The following is a 24546-nucleotide window of genomic DNA, read 5'->3' as shown; positions in this document are numbered from 1 at the left end:
GCGTGGGCCTTCATTTCGTTGCTACAGCACGCAAGAGGAAGCGCATTCACACCAAGAATGCCTACTGCGTGCTGGATCCCCCATGCGAGTGGCGCCCGCATTCCCTGGCCCGATCCCTAACGTCCAGGTCATGACGGCATGAACATGCCATCGCGTAACAGAGCCCCGCGCAGTAAACGTACGCGTCCGGTGGCGGCCCCTGGTTAGGTCATCTTGAGCAGATGGCTGACCGCGCTTATGCGGCCTGGGCGACGTTCTGAGGTCGCCAATTCCAGGGCATGAGTTCGTGGATGCGCTTGGCAGGGTGATCCGGTAGGCGCGCCAGCACGTCGGCAAGCCAAGCCTGCGGATCGATGTCGTTGAGCTTGGCGGTGGCGATGAGGCTGTAGATGGCGGCCGCACGCCGGCCGCCCTCGTCGGACCCGCCGAAGGTCCAATTTTTTCGTCCCACAGCGACCGCCCGTAGCTCGCGCTCGGCAGCATTGTTCGACATGCAAAGCCGTCCGTCATCGAGGAAGCGGCTAAATGCATCCCAGCGGCTGAGGCAGTAATTGATCGCTTTGGTCGTGTCGTTGTTCCTGGAGAGCTTGGCGCGCTGTTCGCGCAACCACGCCTCCAACTCGACGATCAGGTGGCGGCTACGCTCCTGGCGCACACGTAGGCGCTCCTCCGGAGCAAGACCGTTGATCTCACGCTCGATGGCGAACAGGATATCGATGCGCTTGACCGCCTCAGCCGCGATCGGCGCCTTGGTGAGCCGTGCCAGATCCAAGAACTTGCGTCTGCCGTGCGCCCAGCACGCGGCCTCGATGATCGGGCCGCCCTTACGATTGGCCTCGTAGAGCCTGCCAAAACCGGCGTAGGCGTCGGCCTGCATCAGTCCGGCATAGCCGGCGAGATGCTGCTCCGGATGCGCACCGCCACGATCGGGCGAGTAGAAGAACACGGCCGCCGGCGGATCTGGGCCGGCAAACGGACGGTTGTCGCGTACGTAGGTCCAGAGCCGACCGGTCCGGGTCTTGCCCTTGGCCAGGACCGGCACCGTGGTGTCATCTGCGTGGATGCGCTCGGCTGCGAAGACGTGGCTCCGGATCGCATCGACCAGAGGCATCAGGGTTGCCGCGGAGGCACTGACCCAGTCCGCAAGCGTCGAGACGTCGAGATCGATGCCTTCACGCTGGTAGACGTCGCTCTGACGATGAAGCGGCAGGTGCAGGCCGTACTTGGCGAACAGGACATGGGCCAGCAGCTTGGGCCCTGCACGACCGCGCGCAATCGGATGCGAGGGAGCCGGCGGCTGGGTGATCGCTTCGCAGGCCCGGCAGACGAGCTTCTCGCGCACGTGCTGGATCACCTTCCACTGGCGGGGAACGAGCTCCAGCGTCTCGGTCACGTCCTCGCCAATCTTGCGCAATCGGCTGTCGCCGCAGCATGGGCAGATGGCAGGCACCGGATAAACAATGCGCTCCCGCGGCAAATGCTCCGGCAGCGGCCGACGGGCTGGCTTGCGGCGCTCGAACGATGGCACCGCAATCTTCTCGGCTGTCATCTGCGCCGCGGTCTCAGCTTGCGCTGCGGTCTCCTCCAGGTCGGCGAGCTGGAGCTCGAGCTGGTCCAGCAATGCGCCTCGCTCGGAGGACTGTCCGAACTGCTCGTGCCGGAGCTTCTTGATCGTGAGCTTGAGCTTCTCGATCAGCAAGGTCCCCGCCTGGGCTTCCGCCTCCGCGGCCAACCGGGCCGCTCGCTCGGTGCGCAGCATCGCCTGCCGCGTGGTCACATCGTCGGGAAGAGAATCATCAGCGCCCATCGCCGACCAGAGAAGCACAAGACGCGATCTCTGTCCGAACCGCAGATCCTGCCACCGATTCAAATCCCGGCGATCAGCCCGCCGCCTGCGGTCGCCAGGTATGTTGCGGCAGCCGCCAGTCGATACCCTCCAGCAGGTAGCCAAGCTGGGCTGGGGTGATGGTCACCACGCCATCAGCCGACGACGGCCACACGAAGCGGCCGCGCTCCAGCCGCTTGGCGTAGAGCGACATGCCCAGTCCATCGTGCCAAAGGATCTTGATCAGCTTGCCACTTTTGCCGCGGAACACATAGAGGTCGCCGCCGTGCGGGTCTCGCTTGAAGGCTTCCTGCACCAGCAAGCCCAGCGAGTTCATGCCGCGACGCATATCGGTGTGGCCGGTCGCAATCCACACCCGCACGCCCGACGCAATGGGGATCACCGGTGGCGTCCATCTGCCAGCGCCGCCACGGCGGCCTTCAGCGTCGCCGCGTCGACCGCGCCCGTGATCCGCATCCGAGCCCCGGCCGCAAACTCGATCTCGATCGACCCGCCGCTGCTGGCCGGCGCGACTGGACCAGGCGTCGGCCCTGATTCCGAGACTATCGCCGGTACGAAGCCAGGTTGATCGGCGGCATCCTTCGGCTCCGGCCGAAACGAGCGTCGCCATCGCAGCAGCAATGAGCGCGAAACGCCATACCGCCGCGCTGTTGCCGCGACCTGGCGCGGCGCCTGTAAGCTCTCCAGGGCGATCTTGAGCTTCTCATCCTCGGACCAGCGCCGCCGCCGGCCCGTGTCCACCACCTCAAGCCGTTCGACTTGGGCACTGCACCTATCACTGTCCATAAGGACAGTTCTCAACAACATGCCTCACTCCAAGGCGGCCGTCACCGGATGCGTACCAGTAAACTGCCGCAGTTTTGCGTTCTTCAGCAGGTCGCGGGGATGTGCTCTGCTAAGCCTGCGTCATGCTTGAGCACATCGCCAGCAATGATTTGGCAACCGCGTCTTCAGGAAACGTCCGCAATATTTGCTCATAGCGCTGGGCGGCTTCATCGAACTGCCCGCGCTCGAAATGATCCGAGGCGGCCCGGGTCATGTCACACAACCTCTCACTTCCAGTAGCCGCGGCCAACTCAGGATCGGTGATGTTTCTGATTCCCAATAACTCATGGATCATAAACTCATGCTTGCGTCCCTTGACCTGAACTTTCCTGATGGGTCTTGCAACGATAGCCGATCCCGCGGCCGCGATAACCTTGTCGCTGATGCAGATCGTGGTGCCGAACGTCTTGTTGATGCCCTCGAGCCGCGAGGCGACATTGACCCCGTCGCCCATCACCGTGTAGCTCAGCCGTTCGCTTGAGCCGACGTTGCCGACCAGCACGTCCCCGCAATGCAGCCCGATTCGAAGATGCAATGGCGGCCGCGCTTGCGCGCTCCATTCCGTGTTGAGCTGCTGCATTCGCCGCACGGCCCGCAATGCGCCGCAGCAGGCACGCAGCACGTGGTCGTCGCGATGCGCCGGTGCTCCCCAGAACGCCATGATGCCATCGCCGATGAATTTGTCGACTGTGCCGGATTCCTCTGCAATCGCGTGCGAAACGGCTTCAAAATAGACCGAGAGTTGCGCGAGCAGATCATTCGGCGCCATCTGCTCGGCGAGAGTCGAAAAATCCTGCAGATCGGCAAACAGGACCGTCATGAAGCGTGGTTCGACGCCAAGCGTCAACGGCGTGCCGGTTTTGATGAGCTGTCGAACCACATCCAGCGGAACGAACGACGAGAACGAGCGCAGCGAAGTCTCGAACAGCGACACTGCAGTTTGCAGCTCCTTGATCTCCTTTATTTTAGATGATGGGGGCGCAGCATGAGAGAACGTCAGGTCCTCGACCGAGCGCAACTCCCGTGACACGCCCTCGATTGGTCGCGACAATCGCCGCGAGAAGACATAGATCAGCAGCAGCTCGAGGCCGGTTAGAGCGGCGATCAGAACGATCATCTGCCGGTTCGTTCGCTTGAGAGTGCCGACAAAGTCGTCGGTCGGCGTCAGGATAATGATCTCCCACGGCTGTCCGAAACTGCCGGGAAAGCGCGTAAAGGACGCGCTGATTTCCTCGTCGTTTGCCGGCGAGCGGAAGAAGAAATCGTCGCTGTTAGTCTCGCTCTGCAATCGATAAGCCTCACGCACATTGTCGTCGGCAATGCTATCGAGTTTGGCGAGTTCCAGCCGGCTGTTCTCAAGACGCACGGTCTTCTTCGGGTCGGGATGCGCGATAATGGTGCCCTTGGCTGGATTGGCGATGACCGTGGTGCTGCGAGGGCTCGCACGGTGACTGGTGAGAAACTGCGATAGTATGTCGAGGGTGATATTAGCAGTGGCGCAGCCGATGAAGGCCTCATTCCTGACAATCGGAAACCGGACGAAGATGACCGGATATCCGGTATCCGGATTGAGTGACGGTTCCTCTACGATCAGAGAACGTGTGTCCTTCGCGGCCTGATATCCCCGTAGCGTCCTGATATCCATGATTTGCTCGACATCGTAATTTCCGACCAGATGTGGCCAGGTGTCGAAAAACGTGCGATGCCGGACCCGTCGCGGGGAGCCGGAAAAGCTGTCGATATAGCTGGAATGCCAGTTCGCCGATGGAGGGATCTGGGGATCGGAGCGCCTGCGGTCGTCGTCGATCCGGGTCACGACCCTATGATAGCCATCTTCGAAACTGACATAAATCGCATCGATCTGCCGCGCCGAGGTGAGGGCCTGGTAGAGTAAATTCCGGCTCTCTTCCTTTTTGAAGCCTTCCGGGTTCTCTGCGGCAACCGTCGCGAGCAGCGTCAACGTGGCTGCGACCGGATTGATCAAGTTCTCGGCGTCCTCGATGCTTGCCTGCTTGGTCTTGGCCACAACGTCGTTTAAGGTCGCATTGATCGCGGCGGCATTCTGCTCATAGTTGTAAAGCAGGATGAAAATCAGCGTCGGAATGCTGAGAAGCACAAACAATCCGGACATCACTGCGCTGAGCCGAAGTGCACCAAGCGCGCGAGCGTTCCGGTAGATGGTCCAGCCCGCGGCGAACAGGAGGATTGCGGCAAGCGGGGCGGACAGCAGCGGTGCCTTTAGCCACGCGCGCCATCCGCTGCCGTCGGGCATGTAGAGCAAGCCTTCAGGCAGCTTCCCCTCGCTTAACATGCCGAGCTCGACATAAGCCTTGGCGATGGTCGCCCAGCGCTCGTTGCTCTGGTCGCCAATCGGCTTCAGATGCGGCTGGATCAGTGGTTCGGTCCGTGCTGCTTCAAACAGCAGAGCCTTCTGACTCTTTTGCGTCGGATACTTGCGTTGGATTAGGCCGACGATCTCGTCCTTGTGGGCGAGGGCATACTCCCAGCCCTTCAGGCTGGCGTCGCGAAATGCGCGCACGCGTTCGGGATGCTCCGTTACCTGCCGTTTCGAGGTGCAAAGGTTATCGCCATAAAAGTCGAGCCCATAGGCGCGCGGCGAAAAGGTCAGATACGGCGTACCGTACTCCTCAAAAAGGTAAGGCTCGTTCGTGCTATATGCGACCATCGCGTCCGCCTTGCCGTCGAGCAGACCGCGTGGATTACCGTCGTAGTAGACACGTGGCAGACTCCCATAGTCGACGCCCTCGCGTTTCAGCATTACAGCGATGGCGACTTCGCCGGGAACATCCATTAAACGGTGGCCCTTCAACTCTGAAACGGCATGAATTCCGACGCGATGCGGCACCAAGATGATGGCTGCGGAGTGCTGGAAGATCACACCGAGGACAACATTGTTCGCGCGTTGGGCCGGATCCACCAGAACGCTCGTTGTGCAAACGCCAAAGTCGGCAGCACCAGACGCGACTGCGGCGCCCGCATCGATGTCGAGGCCGCCTTCGCGAATTTCGACCTCCAGACCGCCGTCGCGATAAAAGCCTTTCTCGATCGCTGCGTAATAGCCGGCGAACTGAAATTGGTGCTTCCACTTGAGCTGCAGCGAGACGCGGTCGAGAGCTCTGGCCGGTGCGATGAGCAGCAGGATCAGGCAAACGAAAAAGCCTGCGTTGGCCAAGCTGGCGGACCGGAAGAGCAGGTGCGATCGTTCCGCCGCGAAGTTCCACATGGCATGTTTCATGCGCATGGCCTCTCTCTAAGGCGTCACAGGTCGATGCCTCCTGGTAAGCCGGTCGCCGGTGTGCATCATCGGCTTGCAGCGAGCGGGGCACGCTGCGGCGCACGACCCGCGGACGGAGGATGGAGGCAAGCTCGGATCTCCGGCAGCACTATCGAAGCCGCACGATCTTCGCCGCAAGGTCGGGATAGCGACCGATCCTGTATGTTGCGTTCTGGCATGTGAGAACCCAGACGTCATAATCCGGCCTGGAGCGCTTTACGTCCCGCACAGCGCGCTGCGGGTTGTCGCACACAACCCCCTGGCTGCGGATCTGGGCGGCGAGCATATCCTTGGCCGATTCTCCGGCGGCCCTTGCGACAGGACCGGTCGCCCGGTTCGCCAACAGCATGCCGGCGAGGACAAGGAAGGACAAAAACAGGAGATCTCGACCCGTTCTCATGGGGCGCCCGCTCTCAACTCGCGCCTGCCCAGTACCGAGCGACGCAAAAGGTAAGTTTGCTCACCTTCGGATGTGACCCGTGAGCTTTGCCATTGCAGGCCAAATGAAGCCGTTTTGCTTCTCTCGATTTTGGAGGAATTGATCCTGTGCGACTATGCGAAAACGGCAGGCGGCCACGAAGATCGGTTGTGGCACCCAGGGCACAGTCCTTCAACAAACATCCGGCGATCGCGGGGCTTGCCGATTCTGCATAGACGACCGGTGGCAGTGTCGAGTTATGCTGATCGGGAGTTGAGTCTCCGCGTGCGGGACTCTTGGCAGGGGCATAGGGCCAGGAGGAGCGGCAGATGCGATGCCTGTCATTGGGCATGGGGTCCAGTTTTTCTCGACGGTATTTTTATTTGTGTGTTGGGGTAGTTGCCGCCTCGCTCGCGCTTACCTCTCAAATCGCCCGAGCCGATGAAGACGGCGTCAGCTTCTGGATCCCCGGATTCTTCGGCAGCCTCGCGGCTGTCCCCGCGCAGGCCCCGGGCTGGTCCATGACATCGATTTATTGGCACGACTCGGTTTCCGCCGCCGGCGACGTGGCGCGCGCACGTGACATCACGCTCGGTCGCGTTCCCGCGAACCTGACGGCCAGCTTCACCGGTAACGTCAATGCAAACTTGGATCTTGGCCTCTTGGCCGGGACCTATACCTTCGCGACCCCGGTTTTGGGTGCTCAGGCCTCCGCCAGCCTGTTGGGAGTCTACGGCTCCAACTCGAGCACGCTTGCGGGAACGCTCTCAGGAGCATTGGCGACACCGTTCGGCACCGTTCCGTTCTCGCGCTTCGACAGCATCAACAGCTCGATCATCGCGTTTGGCGATTTGCTCCCAATGTTCCAGCTGAAATGGAACGCCGGTGTCAACAACTTCATGACCTACATCACCGGCGACATCCCAGTCGGCGCCTACCAGTCGACCCGTCTCGCAAATATTGGACTCGGACACTGGGCGATCGACTCCGGCTTCGGCTACACCTATTTCGACCAAAAGACCGGGCGTGAAGCTTCGGCCGTGCTCGGATTCACCTACAACTTCGTCAACCCTTCCACCCAATATCAGAGCGGCGTCGACATGCACCTCGACTGGGGCGTGTCGCAATTCCTGACCAAGCAGTGGCAAGTCGGCCTGGTGGGTTACCTCTATCAGGAGATCGGCTGCGACAGCGGCTCCGGCGATCGCGTCGGTTGTTTCCAGTCGCGGGTGATCGGTGTCGGCCCGCAGGTCGGCTACATTTTTCCGGTCGGCGACAAAATGCAGGGGTATATCAACCTGAAGGCCTATGGCGAATTCGCCAATGAAAATAGGCCAGCGGGCTGGAATCTCTGGCTGACGTTCAACCTCTCGCCGGCGGCGCCAACGCCGCCGACGCCCACAAGGCCCATGTTCACGAAATAGAAGCGGCGGTGCCAAGCTCCTTATGACGACATGAGCAACTATTTGATCTGATTGATCCCAGTCCACACCCAGCGAATTTTGGCGGATCGCGCGCGGGGAGAGGCTGCACGAAGCTATCGCAACCATTTGGCGGTGGCGGCATATGACACGGATTACGGCTGCGCGACGATGGTGGATAGTTCTTGTGGGCGTGCTCTTCGCCTACCTGACGCTGGCCTACGTCATATTACCCGCGTTGTGGAGACATCACGAACACGAGCCGGGCTTGGCTTCCCTGCCCATGGTGACGCGAACAGCGAGCGGCATCCCCGGTGATGCTCTCAATGTAGGGTTGATCGGCAGCAAGGAAGATGTCCTTCGCGCCATGAATGCAGCCGGCTGGTTTCCGGCTGACCCGATTACGTTGCGTACCAGCGTCGAGATCGTCGGAAGTGTGGTGCTTGATCGCCCCTATCGCGATGCACCTGTCAGTCCACTCTACTACGAGGGAAAAAGGGAGCAGCTCGCATTCGAGAAGCCTGATGGCAGAAGCGCGGACCGGCGCCATCACGTCCGCTTCTGGCAGGTGCTCGAGAAGGGAACGGACGGCCGTCCGGTCTGGCTCGGTTCAGCGACCTTCGACCGCGGGGTAGGATTGAGCCATGACACGGGGCAGGTGACCCATCACATCGCCCCTGACATTGATGCGGAGCGTGACCTCCTGATGCGCGATTTGCGCGACGCCGGGATGGTTCAAGATTTTTTTCAGATTTCCGGAACGGGCCCGACCTTGTTCAGCCGAAATGGCGAAGGCGATCCTTACTACACGGACGGCGAAATCGACCTTGCCACTCTGGTGATCGATGGCGTCAGGCGGATAGAGCCGCCCATGACGCTGCCACCGCCGCCACTGATTGCGGTGAAGGATGCAGTCTGGCACCGCGTCAGCAACGCAATCAGCCAATAGAAGTCGCGATATCTGGCCGGCCAGAGTGTCGTTCAGGCTGCGCGAACATCAATTCTTTTCGAGACGAGTCCAATCCCAACCAATGAGGAGGGCGCTTCCGTGGCCATCGCAAGGCAGAGTACGAAAGTTGCAATTGCCCTGGTGACGACATTTGCCGGTTCGCAGGTCAGCGCGCAATCGGCGGGCTCAGCAGACGCGGAGATCGCCGCGCTGAAGAGACAGCTCCGGCTGATGGAGGAAAAGCTCGACAGGCTGCAGAAGCAGACCGCAGCCAATACGGCTGCCGCGGCAAAGGCCAACGCCAAAGTCGAAGCGAGCGCCAAGGTCAGCGTTGTCGACGCTAATACTGTCCCCGTCAAGGCTCCGCCCCGGCCGCCGGAGGCCATCGTCAAAATGCCGAACAACCGGCCGACGATTTGCACAGCCGACGAACAGAATTGCATCGCGCTGACCAGCCATCTGGATTTTGACGCCGGCGGTTACGACTATCGTCCCAATACCGCAAACACCAAACCGCAACGTCTCGATGACGGCGTCAATGCTCGCCGCGCCCGCATTGGCGTGCTGGGTAAATTCCTGGGTGACTGGAATTACTTCCTCTATTACGACTTCGGCGGCTCTTCCGACGGCTTCGCAGGCACTGCAAGCGCAGGTGGCACGAAGGTCGATTTCCTGCCGGGTGGCGGCCTGTCAGGCATTGAGAGGGCCTACCTTAGTTACACCGGCATCAAGCCCTTCGGCGGCCAGCTCGCCATCGAGGGCGGCTACATGAAAGTTCCCTACGCGCTCGACGAGATCACGAGTTCGACCGACACCCTGTTTCTCGAACGGGCCTCCTCGGAGGTGATCGCCGTCAATATTGCGGCGGGCAACAAGCGATCCGCCTTTGGAGCGCGGTGGTACAATGACGTGTTCTGGGCCGGATCCTATGTGACTGGGCCTACCACCGGCGCGATCCATTCGGCCTCCAGCACCAATCCCAACGGCACCACAGAGCAACTCGGCGCGACGGCCCGTGTCGCTGGTCAGGTCATCAGCGGATACGACTACTCGCTGCATTTCGGGGCCGACGCCGAATTTCTGATCAAGCCGCCGCACAACCTAGTCGACAACTCGTTTACCCTTACATTGAGCGACCGACCGGAATTGCGCATCGATCCGACAGTGATTATCACCACCGACGCAATGTCAGGCATATCGGGGGCACAGGTCTACAATGCCGAAGCCGCTGCGACTTACGGCCTATTTTTCTTCCAGGGCGAATACTTCTGGTACAACGTCGCCCGTAACAACCTGCTGGGCTTGCCGAATCTGAAATTCCAGGGCGGTTACGCCGAAGCGAGCCTTGTGCTAACCGGCGAAACCCATCCCTATCTTCCGGCCACCGCGGCCTATGGCGGCATCATCCCTGCAAATCCGTTCTCGCTATGGGGCGGCGGCTGGGGCGCGTGGGAGATCGCCGGACGCGTCAGCACCATGAATTTGAACAATCAACTGGGAACGGCAAATGGCGTCGCTGGTGGACAGCAGACCATCTACACCGTGGGTTTGAACTGGTACGTCAATGGCAACGTGCGCTTTATGTTCGACTATTTGCACGGCAACATCGCTAAGCAGATCAGCTCGACCAACAATGGAGATGCCGGCGCCAGGTTCGACGCTTTCGCGATGCGCACGCAGGTCGCTTTTTGAACGGCCGGCCAGCCCTATTGCTTCAAACGGGCGCGAAGGTCGTCGGTGAGACGGGCGGTATTCGGGTCGTTCGGGGCTATGCGTGAGAGGTGCTCAGCATATCCAAGCGCTGCGGCGATATCGCCGGCATCGCGGCTGAAGCTTACCAGGGCGCGCAAGGTGTCGCGATCGCTTGGATGACGAGCCAGATTCTCTTTCAGGACCTTCGTCGCCTCGTCCACCGCGCCCGAGGAATGCAGTGCCACGGCGTAGACATAAGCGTAGCGCGTCCGGTCAGGCTCGAGCTCGGTTGCCATCCGCAATTCGAGGAGCGCATCATCGGAGCGTTTTTCCCGGATCAGGGTAAGCCCGAGCGCATGGTGCAAGCCCGCGTCGCGGGCGGACGATGCGATAGCTGCCCTCAACACTTTCTCACCATCGCCATCCCGACCGCGCTGCCGGTAGAGGTCCGCAAGGTTGATCGCAGCAGGCGTATATTGGGCGCTGAGTTGCAGTGCCCCCTTATACTCATTTTCTGCAGCATCCGTGAGCCCGCGACGCGCATAGAAATTGCCGAGCGTCGAGCGGCCTTCGGGTCGATCTGCATTGAGGCGCTGTGCAGCAGTAAATTCGGCGGCGGCCCGCTCGAAAGCAGCGCGGTCGGAAGCCGGTTGGTTGGCGGTCGGCAGGGCGGCCAACGCGGACGCTGCCCTGATGCGAACGCCGCGACTAGTGTCGGCGAGAAGCGGCGAGACGAGGGGCCAGATCCGATCGACTGGCAGGCCGTCTAGCATGTCAATCGCCCCGATCCGCACCAATGGATCAGGATCTGACAGCCCCCTACGCGCGAGCTCGATATTGGTGGGCGAGACTCGCGAACGAAGTTCGCTAAGGGCGCTTGCGCGCGCGATTGCCGGGTTTGTCGGGTCTGCTGCAACCACCGCAAGCAGCGCAGCCGCATCGGCTCGGTCGGTCCAGGAAGCATGAAATGCCTCGGCGTAATTCTGGAAACCCTTCCGTACCGGCCCGTGCCAACGCTCGATGGCATCAGCGGCCCATTGCGCAGATTGATCGGCATGACAATTGTTGCAGGCGTTGGGCGTGCCGAGCGTCACTGACAGGTCCGGTCTCGGAATTCGAAGGCTGTGATCGTGCCGTTTGTCGATCACCATGTAGGTACTGACCGGCATATGGCACGACGCACAGGTGACCCTCGGCGTGACGCCGGCGTGGTGGGTATGCGAGGCAGTCTCGTATTTTTCCGGCGCATGGCATTGCAGGCACACGCCATCGCCGGGCGTGCGCAGCGTGGCAGCGTGTGGCTCGTGACAGTCGCTGCAGGTAACGCCGGCCGCGAACATCCTGCTCTGCCTGAACGAGCCATAGTTGTAAACCTCGTCGAGCATCTGCCCGTCTGCATGATAGAGACCGCGAGCAAGGAGAGAGGCGACATGAGTGTCTGACAAGGGTTGTCCGGGTATCCAATCCTCCGAAAATTCGGCACGCCGCGCGTGGCACAGTCCGCAGGTTTCGACTTCGCGGCGAATATTTGCCGGGGCGACGCTGCGTCGCGAATTGCCGGTTTTGGGATCGAGCTGCCAAGTGACACCTTCTCGCTCGTCCAGGAACACCGGGAGACCCTTCAGCGGGTGTCCATCTCTTTCGAAAGGCCACCAGCGTCGCTGATTGTACGCCCACGCGACGTGCCGCGAGCCTTTGCCGTGACACGCCTCGCAGCCTACGTTGATTTCGGACCAACTGGTGTGGAAGTTGTCTTTGGCCGCGTCGTAGTTCTTGTGGACGCCAGTGGAATGGCACTCGGCGCACATAAAATTCCAGTTTTGATTGAGCTTGGTCCAGTGCAGCGCATCGTCGTGCTTGATGTCTTCATTGGGATAGAGATGAAACCAGCGTTGGCCGCCCCGGTCCTTCGGCCGGCTGTCCCACGCAATTGACAGCGCCTGGATGCGGCCATCCGGGAATTCGATCAGATATTGCTGCAGTGGATCGATGCCGAACGTGTATTTGACCTCGAACGTGGCAAGCTTGCCGTCGGGGCCGTCGGTTTCAACGAAGAATTTGTCGTCCTTTTTGAAAAAGCGGGATTGAATACCGTAGTAATCGAAATTTGCGTTGTCGAAATCTCCGAGCACAGTGGTGGCGCTGGCGTGCTGCATGGCGTGCCTGTGCTGGGATTTCTTCCACAGCGCCGTTTCGGCCTGGTGGCAACCGGCGCAGGTTTCGCTGCCGACAAAGGCGAGGGCGGGGGGCGGTGTGTGGGTGCGAAGCTCCTCGCGATCGGCCACGAACAACAGAGCTAAGCCGCCCGTCACGATGGCGCCGATTGCAGCTAGCGCGATGATCCGTGGCTTCGAGCGGACCGGTGCGTTGCCGGCATCTGCTTTGCTTGTGGCCGTCTTCGAATTGACGCTGCGCCGAGGACGCTTGTCGCTCCTGCCGCTCGTGCTCCTGTTGCGTTCCACTGGCTCTGCTCGTCAGACCTGCCGGATTTCTCCAAGGGAAATTGATCAGCACCGGTCCCTTCGGGCTATGCAGATTCGGCAATTTACCGGTACTGCTCTGAACTGGATCAAGGCGGCTTGGGTCGATAGCCGGCGCGGGCCAGCAGGTTCCACCGGCACTACCTTCGCCGTAGCGGTGGCAAGCCCCGGTGCCAGATGGTCCCATTATCGAACTGAATGACCATGCCATCCGGAGAATAAATGGCACCTTGGTTGAAGGCATCAATCCAGATCCGGCTTGCCGGCGCAAACCAGTCTGGCCATGCTTGGGCGGGTACGCCTGCTTCGGTTAAGAGGTTAAGCGCGGGCCCGTTCTGCGTGACATGGGCAAGTTGACTTCCTCGGCACATGTCAACGCACATATAGATCCCGGTCAGGTTAATCGATTGAGCTGAAGCACCGGTAGCCGCAAGCGCTGCAGCGATGCCGATAACCAACGATAGAGTTTTCATAATGACTATCCTTAATAATCAGGCTGGCCCTAACAAGGGGCTGCACGTCTCGGGCTTCCTTCGGTCCCGGCAAAGCCGCCGGCTGCGCTGCCCGCGTGGCGCTTGGCACTAGTTCTTGCTTCGATTTTTGCTCGCTCCCTTCAGGTCGAGCGCTGGCGACAACTTCGCCGGATCCGTCATCTGCATGCAGGTCAGCAGATCGACGTAGCTGCCCATTCCGACGAGGGTCGCTTCCTGCGTGCAACGATCGCGAATGGAAACGGAATAGGTCGACCATACAGTGGCAAGCTGCTCTCGCGCCGCATTCTCGTCGCGCATGCAATTCGCGACGGATTGAGGAAGATCGAGGTTCATTGCTTTATCCGTGGCCGCCGTTTCTTTGCAGGTCCGTTCGACGTCGATCGTCGGTACACGATCTCCGATGGGGGTCACCAACGGATTTCCAAGTTGAACAGCAAGTGCGATTGGCAAAAACGCGACATTCATGGGGTGCTCCTTCCAGTTGAACTGAATCACGGGTCGGAGGCTTGGAGCGCGCAGGCGCCTTGCCTTCTGTTGAGACAAGCCGAGTTAAATGTCCCACCCGCGGTGCTGATATGCATCGGAATTTTCGGAGGCCGAGAAGACGATCTGCCCTGCAGATTTCGGCAAGGATGGGCGGGCACTCTCCGCAGAGCGCCCGCTTTTGAAAGCCCAAGCCCGATTATTGCCCTTGATGGGCTTTGATCTTCTCATCAATTTCCCTCTTTACCGCTTCAAGGTTGAAGCTTGCCGGTGCTTGCATTGGAGGGTAATCAATGGCCGTTTTCGCCAAATTGGCGACTTCCTGTTGTACAAGCACGAACCGCCAAAATTCGCGGCCAAAGAAATCATTCATATAACCGCCGCCCATGTTATTCAGGCTCTCGCCGCGGATTGATGGCGTCCGCTCGAACGGGTCCTGGCGGATATTGATGACCGTTGGCATGTCGGTCGTGTCCTTCTCACCGGGCCATCCGTATGGCTGCTGGAAGAACTGGAACTTGAAGTCATCGTAGCGAAGTGCGCCGAGTTTCGGGCCGGCAAAATAGAAGATCTCGTGGCGAACTGACGGGCCCTTGCCGGTCAGAAGATCCATCTGATTGTAGCCGTCGAGATGGTTCTTGTAGGTGCGGCCTTCCAGCGACACGCCTTTGAGAAGCTGGTCGGTAATGTTCGGATTTCCCGCCGCAGCGGTCAGTGTCGGGAACCAATCGAGACCCGAGAAGATTCCATTCTCGACCGAACCCGGCTTGACGTGACCCGGCCAACGAATGATGGCCGGCACGCGGAATCCGCCTTCAAAGCTGGTCCCTTTGGTGGCCTTGAACGGGGTCATGCCACCATCCGGCCAGGTGAACACCTCGGCGCCGTTGTCCGTTGTGAAGATGACGATGGTGTTGTTGGTTTCGCCGATGTCGTCGATATGTTTGAGCAGAGCGCCTACGCTATCGTCCAACTGGGCCATGCCGGCTTCCTCGAGACCATAGTTCGTGTCGTGGTTCTGCATGGCGGCGTACTTCTTCTGCAGGAACGTCCAGACGTGCATACGCGTCGTGTTGTGCCAGACGAAGAAGGGCTTGCCGTCGCGCTTGGCCTTGTCCATGAAGTCGTTGGACGCCTTGACCAGATCCTCATCAAAGGTGGTCATGTTGTACTTCGGCTTGAGGAACGGCAGATCGTGCATATTCGGCACGTTGGACATGTCGGGGAACGGCGGCAGCGGGCCCTCGTCGACGATCCGTTGCTTGCCGATCTTGCCCCAGCGCGGCATCTCGGTGGGGTCGTCGGTGTCCGTCGCGTAGCTGTGGATCAGGCTGCGCGGGCCGTACTTGTTGTAGTATGCCTCGTTGACCGGGAACGAGTACCAGTAGGGATCGGACATCGCGTCCAGGTGATATAAATAGCCGAAGAACTCGTCGAAGCCGTGCACCGTCGGCAGATATTTGTTGAGATCGCCGAGGTGGTTCTTGCCGAACTGGCCGGTTGCATAGCCGAGCGATTTGAGTGCAGTGGCAAGCGTCACGGCTTGGTCCGGTATGCCGACATCGGCACCGGCCTGACCGACCGTTGTCAATCCAGTACGGATTGGCAACTCGCCGGTGATGAAGTTGGCACGGCCCGCCGTGCAACTCGCCTCGGCGTAGTAGTCGGTGAACATCATGCCGTCGGACGCCAACTTGTCGAGATTTGGTGTTTTGCCGGACATCATCCCGCGGTGGTAAGCGCCGACATTGAACCAGCCGACATCGTCACCCATAATCACAAGGATGTTGGGTTTCTGGCCCTGCTGGGCGGACGCGGGAGCGCTGGCAATGATTGTGGTGGTACACAACACGACAAAAGCGCCCCGGATTGCTCTGAACATGTGCATGGTTGCTTTCCTCAAGATGGAGTGCCGAAAGCGCAGGCCGCAGCCGTCGCCCATTTCCACCCACCGGCCGATTTGCCGTTGCCGATCCACACCGAAGATATTTCGGATCATCGGTCGGATGCCGGACGGGAGAATCGTCGAAGCGCCGCCGAAGCGCTATGCGATTACGGCAAGTTAAATTTGCCGATCCGCTTGCGAGGCGAGCAGCGAGACAGAATTCGTGTTGCATTCCTACATCGCCTTGACTTCGGCGATCCGCGGCTAACGCGGATAGGCATATCGAGCAGACATACCGCGTGTTACCATCCCGCTGGGCGGCGGCGGGCACGAGCCTTGCTGCTTCACCTGCGACGAAAAATCGGGAGATCGGCAATGTCGGTCAGAGCCAACGTTATCTTGACCTCGTTCCTCTGTTTGCTGGGCGCGCTAAACGCCTTTGCGCTGATCGTCAATCTTTCGCAGCCGTCGAGAGCGGCGGTCCGCGGAATGAACTATCAGAATTTGATCCACGATCCCGACTTCACGCGGGCGGTCAAGAGCATCGCCGAGCAATGCAGCGTCAACGTTGATCTCGCGAAGCTGAAGTGCCAGGGCGGATGATCCTGGTCTTTTCCGTTGTCCTCCGCAGGATCGGTATTGCCTTGGGGCGGAGCGGCTATGGGTCAGCGTGACGCGGAGGCCGTTGCGCAGGAGCGATAAATCGACTGGAGTTGCTTGCCTCGAAGAAAGAGTGGTCGCGGCGTCAAACCGCCGCGACGAGCGATCCAGCGCTGCACCGGCAACGGATACAATGAGAATAGCATCTGCGTTGCTTCAAAGTTTGGGATGGCGCGCCCCCGGACGCCAAATTCCCAGGCCGCATGGAACGCGAGATTGGCGTTTGAAGTTACACAGATGTTGTTCGGCGGGATCGCGGCAAGCACGATCGTGCATGCCGAAGCGCAGAGGCCGTCAATGATCACGGTGTCGCCGGAAGCGCGCAGCTTTTCATATTTGTATAAGTAGCTCGCAATCAGTCCGCCGCGGTCATGGGCAATCCGAACAGTCGCGTGACTCACCCCTGCACCCGCTGGCAAGAGCATTGCCGCGAGCACGCCAGTCAGGAATTTCATGTGGCCTCCGGCTTCAATGCGATGCTTAGCGGGCGCCCCATTTCATCGGTTCGTCACCACCACCAACCGGGAGACTGATAGCAGCCGTTCACCCAGGCGAAGCCGTTCCAGAACAAACACTGGTCATAGCCCGCATAGGGATAGTCGTAGTCCCAGGCAGCATTGGCGGCGATGACGCCGGCGGCGACGCCAGCCGCAACCGGCCAGCCCCATCCGCCCCAGCCACCGCGCCAGCCGGGCCGCCATCCAGCCCAGCCTCCGCGCCATGCAGCACCGCGCCATGCAGCGCCGCCCCAGCCAGGTCGTCCGACCACACCGGCGCCGCGAAAGCCGCCAGCGCCAATAGCCATGGCGCGGCTTCCCGCGAAGCGAGCGCCGCTTAATCCGCCTCCGAAACCTCTCGCTGCAAAGCCTCCGCCACGGAAGCCGCCGCCGAAGCCGCCACCATGGAACCCGCCACCAAACCCGCCGCCGTGGAAGCCGCCACCACCGAAGCCTCCTCTCGCGCCGGCAGGTTCTGGAGTCAGCGCCAGCATCGATGCGACGATCGCAATACTGCTCAGAATCGCTAATCTCTTGTTGCGCATTGCATGCCTCCTTTTGATTTCGGGCGTCGCTCTCGCATGAGCTGAAGTGGCGCGATCTGCCTTGCACTCGTAAAAGGGCATCAGCAGAACTGAAGCCAAGCCGGCGCTCAATATGCGATCACCGGAACTGTCCGGCCAAGACGTCCACTTGTAAGTTTACCTGCTTCCAATGACGCAGGTCGATGATGGGAAGTTGGCGGAAGTGCGCTGATGAAGCTATGCAGTTTCGGCTGGTCGTCGTGTCCGAGCTCGTCGATAGCGAAGCCTCAGCATTTCCACTGAGAAACTGCCGGGCCGCTGGCGTGGCGGTGACTAGCCACCACCACTGCTGAAGCGTGTGAGGTTCGGGGCAGGCGGATGGCGTTATCTTTTGACCGACTACAGGTATTGTTCGACCACCTTAAGCGAGGGTTCGGAGATCCAGCCAAACAGGCCTGCGACAACGAGATCCTCATGCGGATCCATTCCGATATTATACGCCTTTGGGTAGCCTGCCATCGAAGCGCTGGCCGCATCCCACGAGATGGCCGGTCGGATGCGGTAGAATTCGTCGAACCCGTGCGCGTGGCAGGCTCCGTGGTTCGCTACCCAGACGCCACTTGCCGAAGATTGCCGTGGCGTAGCCTTGTTCCTTGAACAGCTCACCCATTGTGAAGGCACGCGCAGGAAGGTGTAGGGGGCCTTTGCTTTGACGGCCATCATCGACAGACCGTTGTGGACGGAGTACCGCGCCGTCATCGACGCCGCCCGCCACGGCGTGCAGGCCGGCTCGACCAGGAACTGAGTGAGACGCAATCCCTCGCGGGCCAACTGATCGAGACGCGGCGTCGGCGCGCCGCGCAGCTCACCGTCGCCATGGGCGCCCAAATCACCGTACCCAACGTTATCGGCGAGAATGAAAACGACATTGCGCCGGCAGGACCATTATGGAGGCGAGCGCTGCAAGCAAACCGAGCCAAATCGTCCTGCTACTGCTCATATGTCACCTGCCTATCTGCGCTTTAATGGCGATTGCCCGGTGCACTCGGATGGCCGTCGTTCTAGTCAACGAACCGGTAATCACCCGCCGCACGTTTCGTGGCGAGTTCACGGGGTCCGTTGTCATGGTCATGAGCACTCCTGGTCATCGCAAGGGCGTGGGGCAGGTCGATGTGTCTCGAAGGGATTGCATGCGAAGCGCATTCAGCGCTCACCTGCGGGGAGCGGACGCCCACGGCGGGCGTCCGCTTGTCACATCAGGCCTGCGAAGCTAATCGCTTGCGTGACTGGCATTGGCCTTCTTGACCTCTTCCAGGACCTGGCTGAGGTTGTAGCTCTCCGGCGCCTGCAGCGGCGGGAACTTTTCGTAGGACGACAAATGCTCCAGCCACAACCGCTGGCCGATCGGCAGCATGTTCCAGTCATACTGGAATGCTGTTGCCGGGGCACCGAGCGCGCCGCCCAGGCTCATGGCTGACTTCTGATTGATGCCGACGTTCTGCTCGAAGGGATCGCGCTTGATGTTTTGGACCAACGTGAAGTGGAACGGAACGAGCGGCATAATCCACCCGGCCGGCCCAGGCTCCGACATGGTGTAGTACATCTTCCAATTCTTGTAGCGCACCGCGGAGGGCGTTGCGCCCGAGTAGTAGAAGAAGTAATCGCGCGCCGACTTTTCGGAGTTGCCTTCGAGATAGTCGCGCTGGTCGAAGCCATCGAGCGTGGTCTTAACGATGCCGGGGTACTGGCCAGCCTCGATCTGCTGCTTGAGCCCGTCACCCTTCGGGCCGCCCGCGATATCGATGAAGGTGGGCACCCAATCAAGCGCTGCGAAGAGCTGGTTCTTCACCGTACCCGCCTTAATATGTCCCGGCCACCGGACCACCATCGGCGCGCGATAGCCGCCTTCCCAGGCTTCGCCTTTCTGGCCCTTGAACGGGGTCACGCCGCCGTCCGGGAAGGAAATCGCCTCGGCACCGTTGTCCGTAGTGAACACGACGACGGTATTGTCGGCCTGGCCCATGTCGTCGAGCTTTTTAAGAACGACGCCGATATTGTCGTCGAGCTGCTTCATGCCGGCTTCATTGACGCCCCAGTCCTTGCCGCCGCGCTCGCCGATCATCGCCTCATATTTTGGTGGCAGCACGGTAACCACATGCATGCGTGCCGGGTTGTACCAGACGAAGAACGGCTTGCCGGTCTTCTTCGGGTCGTTGCGGTCAAGGAAGTCGACGACCTTTTCGGAGATCTCCTCATCAACCGTCCTCGAGCGCTCCAACGTCAGCGGGCCCTCGTCGCTGCACATTTGGCTCTTGCTGCTGCCGTCCGGCGACTTGCACGCTAGGATGTTGCGTGGAGGCGTTAGACACATCGTGGTTTTGGGGTCCACAGCACCCGGCACTTCCGGAATGCCGGGTATCGGCGTGTTCTTGCAGGGCGGCGCAACGGTCTGCTGCAGCGGCGTCTTGTTGATGTCAGGGAAGCTCACTTGCTGCATGGCATCGAGATGGTAGAGATAGCCCCAATATTCTTGGAAGCCATGCGCCGTTGGCAGCGCGTCGGTGTGGTCGCCCAAGTGGTTCTTGCCGAACTCGCCGGTGGTGTAGCCGAGATCAAGTAGGAATTTGGCGAGCGCCGGCGTGCCGGGCCGCAAGTAGGACGGGCTGCCCGGAAGTTGCGGCGGGATCATGCCGGTGCGCAGCGGATACATACCGGTGAAAAACGCGTTGCGCCCCGAGGTGCAGCTCTGCATGGCGACGTAATCCATGAAAATCGCGCCCTCATTGCCGATACGGTCGATGTTCGGCGTTTCGCCGACCATCAGGCCGCGGTGATAGATGCTCGGCTGCATCCAGCCGATATCGTCGCCCATGATGAAGAGGATGTTGGGTTTCTGCCCCTGCCGCTGGGCGGAGGCGGGAACGCTGGCCATCGTGGTGGCGGTACACAACACGACAAGAGCGCCCCAGATTGCTCTGAACATGCTCATGGTTGCTTTCCTCAATCTCGGCTGCCGAGGCACGGGCCGCAGCCTTCGCCCAGTTCCACCCACCGACCGTCTTTGCCCTTGCTGATTGATGCTGGATCGTTTGGGCAACCGTTCGATGCCTTGCGAACACGAAAATTCCTTGAGACGACCCGGATGCGCTATGCAAGTCCGGCGATTTACGGTTTTTGGACCCGCGAGTGGTTGATCGGCAGGTGGCTGCTGCGCGGGGCCGTCTTGCGCACGCTTGTTCACGCGTTCAACAGATCGTGCTCGAAACGGAACTGACGATGGTGACGTCGTGGTTGTGCTATTGATAATGTAAGTGGCACCGCGCGCCTCGATATTCCGCGTGCCCGTCCTCGACTGCGCCTACCGCACCTCTATCTTGTTCTCGAGTCCCTCCCTCGCGAACGACCGAGATTCCGCCGTTGCGACAAAGGAGAGACGTCAAATCCCGGCGGCGTCTGCCGTCCGGATCGCTCGGTAGGCGGTCAATACCGATCCGTGAGGCGGTCAGTACTGATTTGGGCAGACCCAGCCGGCGGCGCTACGGTAACAGCCGCTGTTGTAGCCGTAAGCGCCGTAATAACCAGCCGCCGCGGCCCCAACCGCCGCTGCGCCAACTGCTGCTCCGCGGTAAGGATATGCTCCACGATAGGCCGCTCCGCGATAAGCCACGCCACGTCCCGCGACGCCTACGGCATGGCCTCGGTAACCTGCCGCGCGAAACCCGCCGCCGTGAAACCCACCAGCGTGAAACCCTCCACCGCGAAAACCACGAGCGAGCGCGTCGGCGGGGACAAGGGTTGCGCCCACAACGAGGGCGGCTGCACATCCAATCAGTGCTCTACGCAACATTGATTATTCTCCTATCTTGGACAATTGTGTGATGGGACGGCAGTGTGCATTGAAGTAGCTCTTCGGAGCGCGCCTGTTCTAGGTCGGCCAAGCACTCCTTCCATCCTCCGCTTCCCGGGATCGACTGCAATAGAAGGGCGCCTTCAATCTCGGCGTCAGCCAACGTCGTACGCTGTGACATTGACAGGGGCGGTTAACGCGGAGTCGAACCACAGGGAGCGTGTTACGCTATGCGGTTTCGGCAAGGTGCTCTTAAATTTCGTAATTGCGCTGCAGTGTGGTTGAAGGCGATTCACCGAAGGTGGTGCGATACGTCACCGCAAAACGCCCAAGCTCCAGGAATTGATGATTTCGGGCCACCTGCGCGACGCTCGCCTTCGAAGGATCGGCGCGCCGCAGCGCTGCGCGAGCTTTGTTCAATCGTTGCAACAAGGCATACCGCGTGGGGCTCACGCCGAGAAATTCGCTGCAGCACATCCGCAGCGTTCTCTCTGCTACGCCAATCTCCGCGCAAATCGTCGGCATCCTAAATTTTTGATCAATGCGCTTGCTCAGCGTTTGTTCGAAACGAAGCACTACGGCAGCGCGATGATGTCTTGCCCTGGGATGGTCGTCGGCCTCGTTGGCAGCCAGGAAATGCACGATGGCGTGAAGCATTTCCTGCTCCAGTGCTCGTGCGATCTCAGGACGCGCGATGAGTTTCGCTTTGGCTTCCGCAAGGTGGCAGGCCTGCCTGAGCAGGCCCTGAAACCTTGCTGCTTCCGAGCGCGAGGGACGGAGTATCCTGTTTGCAGGTGGGGACGTGATCGACCGTCCGGTCAATGCCTTGCCGCAACTGGCGAGTTGCTCAGGCGGCAACGATATCAAACACCATTGGCACTCGCCGCTGGTGCGTTGATGCACGCACTCGCCGCGGCTGTGAAAGACCATGTCGCCGCTTCGCAAAGCAAATCCACCGAATATCGGTGATGCCGTACCCACCGGAAACGACAGAAAAATCCGATCGGTGGGCAGCGAAATAAAGGCAATACGCGGGAGGCTTTCGTAATACCGACGAACGTCGAGATGCCGCAATTTCAGCCATGTCAGTCGTGCCTTGAAATCTCCGGCGCCTGTCACCGTGAGGTTGACACGTCCATCGCCAAATGCGGCTTCGTAACTCTGCGGATCGCTAAAGGTAAGTGTACCGCCTTCTGCCATATCTCCCACCCGTCGGAGCGGCGGACAGTTCTTGCGGCCTGTTCAAGGTTCTGCGCCTCACCGAGTTGGAAAGCTTTAGATCAGCGGCCGGATCTGGCTATGCGGCTTCGGAACTTCGGAGGGCGCGGCGGCTATGCAATTCCGGCAGGTGGTGGGGGAGGGATCGCGACTGAGGCCACGGTCAACAAAAAAAGACCGCCCGACAGCGGTCTTTAGAAGACGATCATGTCGTCTTATGGCCGTATGCCCATTTTATAGCAGCACTGGCGATAGGCGTCCATTCCAACCTCATTTTTGTCGGCAGTTGTCGGACTAAAGCCGATGGTGTTCACTGCAGCCTGCGCCTGCCTGAAGCATTCAGCACGTGCTGCCCTGGAATCCATCTTGGCCGCTTTTACCGGTAATGACGCGCCAATGAATGGGACGAGCAAAGCGACAGCGAAGAGTGTTCTCAAGCTAAGCATATTCGTCTCCCTGCAGGACACTAAACCCAGCCGGTCGCGAGTTAAGTGTTCTCCGACCAAATATGACCCCCGGCTAAGGGAAAGATAATCATCGGCATCCCGAGCCACTATGCGATAGCGGCAAACAGACGGGAGTTTGAGTAGGATGCCATGGCTGCTTGCGTGTATGTTAACCGGACGCGAGCGCAGAGAAGCGCCACGCGACAGGAAGCGCCGTTGGTCTCGTTAGCGGATGAGCGAAACGAGCAAATACCAGTGGAATCTACGATCTCAGTGGGGTTGGGGAGAACTGTCATCGAGCGCCTGGATGGGCACAGACACGACGTTCGGCATGCCCCACGCGGTCGAGATGCGTATCTCGTGGTGTGCCCACTCGATGCTTTGAGTAAAGACATTGCTGACCACAGCCGCGATGCGGCCCTTGCAATCGAAAACGGGGGCTCCTGACGCGCCGTGATCGACAATGAGGCGATTGTCGCCGTCGTACATTTCCAACAGCACCAAACCAATGAGCTTTCCGTAATCCCCGAATTGAACGAATCGTCCGGTGATGAGCTGCGGACGCCCGGCCGGATAGGTGAGGACCATGACCTGCTCGTCGGGCGCCAGCGGCTCTTTGCGGATTGCGACACTTCTCGCGTCCGAGACGGCGCGTTGCAGTTCGATGATAGCGAGCCTTTCGGTTTGGGGTCCCGCTACGCGCTGAATGCGCGTGGGGACGAATTGGCTGCCATCTTCGTCGACGATCTCGAGCGGCTTCCAGCTTTGGGTTGAGAGCGTCATTGCGGCGGTGACGTGCTCGGCGGTAACGATCGTCGTTGGGGATAGAAACCATCCGGTGCCCCTCACTCCGACCAAACCGCGATGGTCATGGCTCTCCAACTCGTCGAAATATCGCGTAAGCCGGACGGCCGAGTGTGCAAGCTGAGTCGGATCAACGCAAGCTGTGGCAGCGATGCTGGTATCTGCAAGCAGAGTGAAAAGTAGAAACAGCTCAGAAGCGGGTCCACGCATCCGCAGGAATCCCCGTGCCCGGACACAGGGAAAGCGAAACCCCGTGGGGAAGCAACAGAACGGATCGGCTTATCCGGAGGTTTTCGCAGAGCTCGGGAATTCCGCGCGTAATGTGGCGCTTCGGTTTCCGGGCCGCGACTTATCTCGTCCCGCGATCCGATCGACAAACATTTGCAAGATCACAATGTTCCTAAATTGGCCGAGGGGGCTTGCTGGCTGAGCAGCCTATCGACGCCTCGCCCCAGCGCGTCACGCCAATTCAGGCATTTCCGCCGCAATGGCTCTAAGTGACGGATGGGCAATTTGGGCCGGAGTAGGCTCCACGGAGTGCCGCAACGTCTCGGACGGCGACTCCCCGAACAGCGCGCGATACGCGACAGAAAAGCGGCCAAGTTCCCAAAAACCGTGATCGGTCACGACGCGAGTTACGGTAGCACTTCCCGGCTCGGCGCGCAGCAACGCCCGGCGCGCCAGATGCATTCGGCGCAGGGTGAGAAAACGGATCGGGCCCATCCCCAGATGCTCTTCGCATGAGGCACGAAGCGTTCGTTC

Annotated in this window: 20 protein-coding genes; 4 read left to right on the top strand and 16 right to left on the bottom strand. The window is 60.2% G+C overall.

Annotation, left to right across the window (positions count from 1 at the left end):
* Positions 1-235: 235 nt before the first annotated feature.
* The 5 genes from tnpC to P6U23_RS23300 form a co-directional block, all read right to left on the bottom strand.
* Positions 236-1807: an IS66 family transposase gene (tnpC, locus tag P6U23_RS23320; RefSeq protein ID WP_407181554.1), complete on the bottom strand. Its 1572-nt coding sequence runs from the start codon at positions 1805-1807 to the stop codon at positions 236-238.
* A gap of 73 nt (positions 1808-1880) precedes the next feature.
* Positions 1881-2228: an IS66 family insertion sequence element accessory protein TnpB gene (gene tnpB, locus P6U23_RS23315; RefSeq protein ID WP_407174906.1), complete on the bottom strand. Its 348-nt coding sequence runs from the start codon at positions 2226-2228 to the stop codon at positions 1881-1883.
* Entirely contained in the window at positions 2225-2632 is a 408-nt protein-coding gene (gene tnpA / locus P6U23_RS23310) for an IS66-like element accessory protein TnpA (RefSeq protein WP_407174905.1), read from the bottom strand. The genes tnpB and tnpA overlap by 4 nt, the downstream gene beginning before the upstream one ends.
* Positions 2633-2741: 109 nt before the next feature.
* Positions 2742-5933, bottom strand: coding sequence for an ABC transporter substrate-binding protein (locus P6U23_RS23305; RefSeq protein WP_407174904.1), 3192 nt, complete (start codon positions 5931-5933; stop codon positions 2742-2744).
* A gap of 142 nt (positions 5934-6075) precedes the next feature.
* Complete coding sequence (locus P6U23_RS23300; protein WP_407174903.1) at positions 6076-6366, bottom strand: hypothetical protein; 291 nt, start codon at positions 6364-6366, stop codon at positions 6076-6078.
* Between the two features lie 347 nt (positions 6367-6713).
* On the opposite strand from P6U23_RS23300, the gene P6U23_RS23295 reads away from it, so the two are divergent.
* The 3 genes from P6U23_RS23295 to P6U23_RS23285 all read left to right on the top strand — a co-directional run bounded on the left by P6U23_RS23295 (position 6714) and on the right by P6U23_RS23285 (position 10446).
* Entirely contained in the window at positions 6714-7808 is a 1095-nt protein-coding gene (locus P6U23_RS23295) for a transporter (protein ID WP_407174902.1), read from the top strand.
* Positions 7809-7950: 142 nt separating this feature from the next.
* A complete protein-coding gene (locus P6U23_RS23290; protein WP_407174901.1) occupies positions 7951-8754 on the top strand; it encodes an LssY C-terminal domain-containing protein in 804 nt (267 codons plus the stop codon).
* Positions 8755-8859: 105 nt separating this feature from the next.
* Positions 8860-10446 carry an OprO/OprP family phosphate-selective porin gene (locus P6U23_RS23285; RefSeq protein ID WP_407181553.1) on the top strand — a complete coding sequence of 529 codons (1587 nt, stop codon included), beginning with the start codon at positions 8860-8862 and terminating at the stop codon, positions 10444-10446.
* A gap of 14 nt (positions 10447-10460) precedes the next feature.
* Here the strand turns inward: P6U23_RS23285 and P6U23_RS23280 are convergent, their stop codons facing one another.
* The 4 genes from P6U23_RS23280 to P6U23_RS23265 form a co-directional block, all read right to left on the bottom strand.
* On the bottom strand, positions 10461-12602 hold the full coding sequence (locus tag P6U23_RS23280) for a cytochrome c3 family protein (protein WP_407181552.1): 2142 nt from the start codon (positions 12600-12602) through the stop codon (positions 10461-10463).
* A gap of 464 nt (positions 12603-13066) precedes the next feature.
* Complete coding sequence (locus P6U23_RS23275) at positions 13067-13399, bottom strand: hypothetical protein (RefSeq protein WP_407174900.1); 333 nt, start codon at positions 13397-13399, stop codon at positions 13067-13069.
* Between the two features lie 108 nt (positions 13400-13507).
* Positions 13508-13885, bottom strand: a complete 378-nt coding sequence (locus tag P6U23_RS23270; protein ID WP_407174899.1) for a hypothetical protein — start codon at positions 13883-13885, stop codon at positions 13508-13510.
* Between the two features lie 217 nt (positions 13886-14102).
* The gene (locus P6U23_RS23265) at positions 14103-15785 is read right to left on the bottom strand and encodes an arylsulfatase (protein ID WP_407181551.1); all 1683 of its coding nucleotides are present in this window, start codon (positions 15783-15785) and stop codon (positions 14103-14105) included.
* 378 nt (positions 15786-16163) lie between these two features.
* Here P6U23_RS23265 and P6U23_RS23260 point away from each other — a divergent pair, with 378 nt between their 5' ends.
* Positions 16164-16391, top strand: coding sequence for a hypothetical protein (locus P6U23_RS23260; protein ID WP_407174898.1), 228 nt, complete (start codon positions 16164-16166; stop codon positions 16389-16391).
* A 62-nt stretch (positions 16392-16453) separates the two neighbouring features.
* Here P6U23_RS23260 and P6U23_RS23255 read toward each other — a convergent pair whose 3' ends face one another.
* The 7 genes from P6U23_RS23255 to P6U23_RS23225 all read right to left on the bottom strand — a co-directional run bounded on the left by P6U23_RS23255 (position 16454) and on the right by P6U23_RS23225 (position 24507).
* A complete protein-coding gene (locus P6U23_RS23255) occupies positions 16454-16903 on the bottom strand; it encodes a hypothetical protein (RefSeq protein WP_407174897.1) in 450 nt (149 codons plus the stop codon).
* A gap of 53 nt (positions 16904-16956) precedes the next feature.
* On the bottom strand, positions 16957-17490 hold the full coding sequence (locus P6U23_RS23250) for a hypothetical protein (RefSeq protein WP_407174896.1): 534 nt from the start codon (positions 17488-17490) through the stop codon (positions 16957-16959).
* A 378-nt stretch (positions 17491-17868) separates the two neighbouring features.
* Positions 17869-18357 carry a sulfatase-like hydrolase/transferase gene (locus tag P6U23_RS23245; protein ID WP_407174895.1) on the bottom strand — a complete coding sequence of 163 codons (489 nt, stop codon included), beginning with the start codon at positions 18355-18357 and terminating at the stop codon, positions 17869-17871.
* Positions 18358-18739: 382 nt separating this feature from the next.
* Positions 18740-20401 (bottom strand): arylsulfatase, encoded by a 1662-nt coding sequence (locus tag P6U23_RS23240; protein ID WP_407181550.1) that lies wholly within the window; start codon positions 20399-20401, stop codon positions 18740-18742.
* 1167 nt (positions 20402-21568) lie between these two features.
* Complete coding sequence (locus P6U23_RS23235; RefSeq protein WP_407174894.1) at positions 21569-22516, bottom strand: helix-turn-helix domain-containing protein; 948 nt, start codon at positions 22514-22516, stop codon at positions 21569-21571.
* A gap of 734 nt (positions 22517-23250) precedes the next feature.
* Positions 23251-23994 (bottom strand): serine protease, encoded by a 744-nt coding sequence (locus P6U23_RS23230; protein ID WP_407174893.1) that lies wholly within the window; start codon positions 23992-23994, stop codon positions 23251-23253.
* A gap of 249 nt (positions 23995-24243) precedes the next feature.
* Positions 24244-24507 carry a helix-turn-helix domain-containing protein gene (locus P6U23_RS23225; protein ID WP_407174892.1) on the bottom strand — a complete coding sequence of 88 codons (264 nt, stop codon included), beginning with the start codon at positions 24505-24507 and terminating at the stop codon, positions 24244-24246.
* Positions 24508-24546 lie beyond the last annotated feature (39 nt).

This window comes from Bradyrhizobium sp. STM 3562 (assembly GCF_045571435.1).
GTDB lineage: Bacteria > Pseudomonadota > Alphaproteobacteria > Rhizobiales > Xanthobacteraceae > Bradyrhizobium.
The sequence above is the reverse complement of the archived record's forward strand: the minus strand, read 5'-3'. Positions and strand labels throughout refer to the sequence as shown.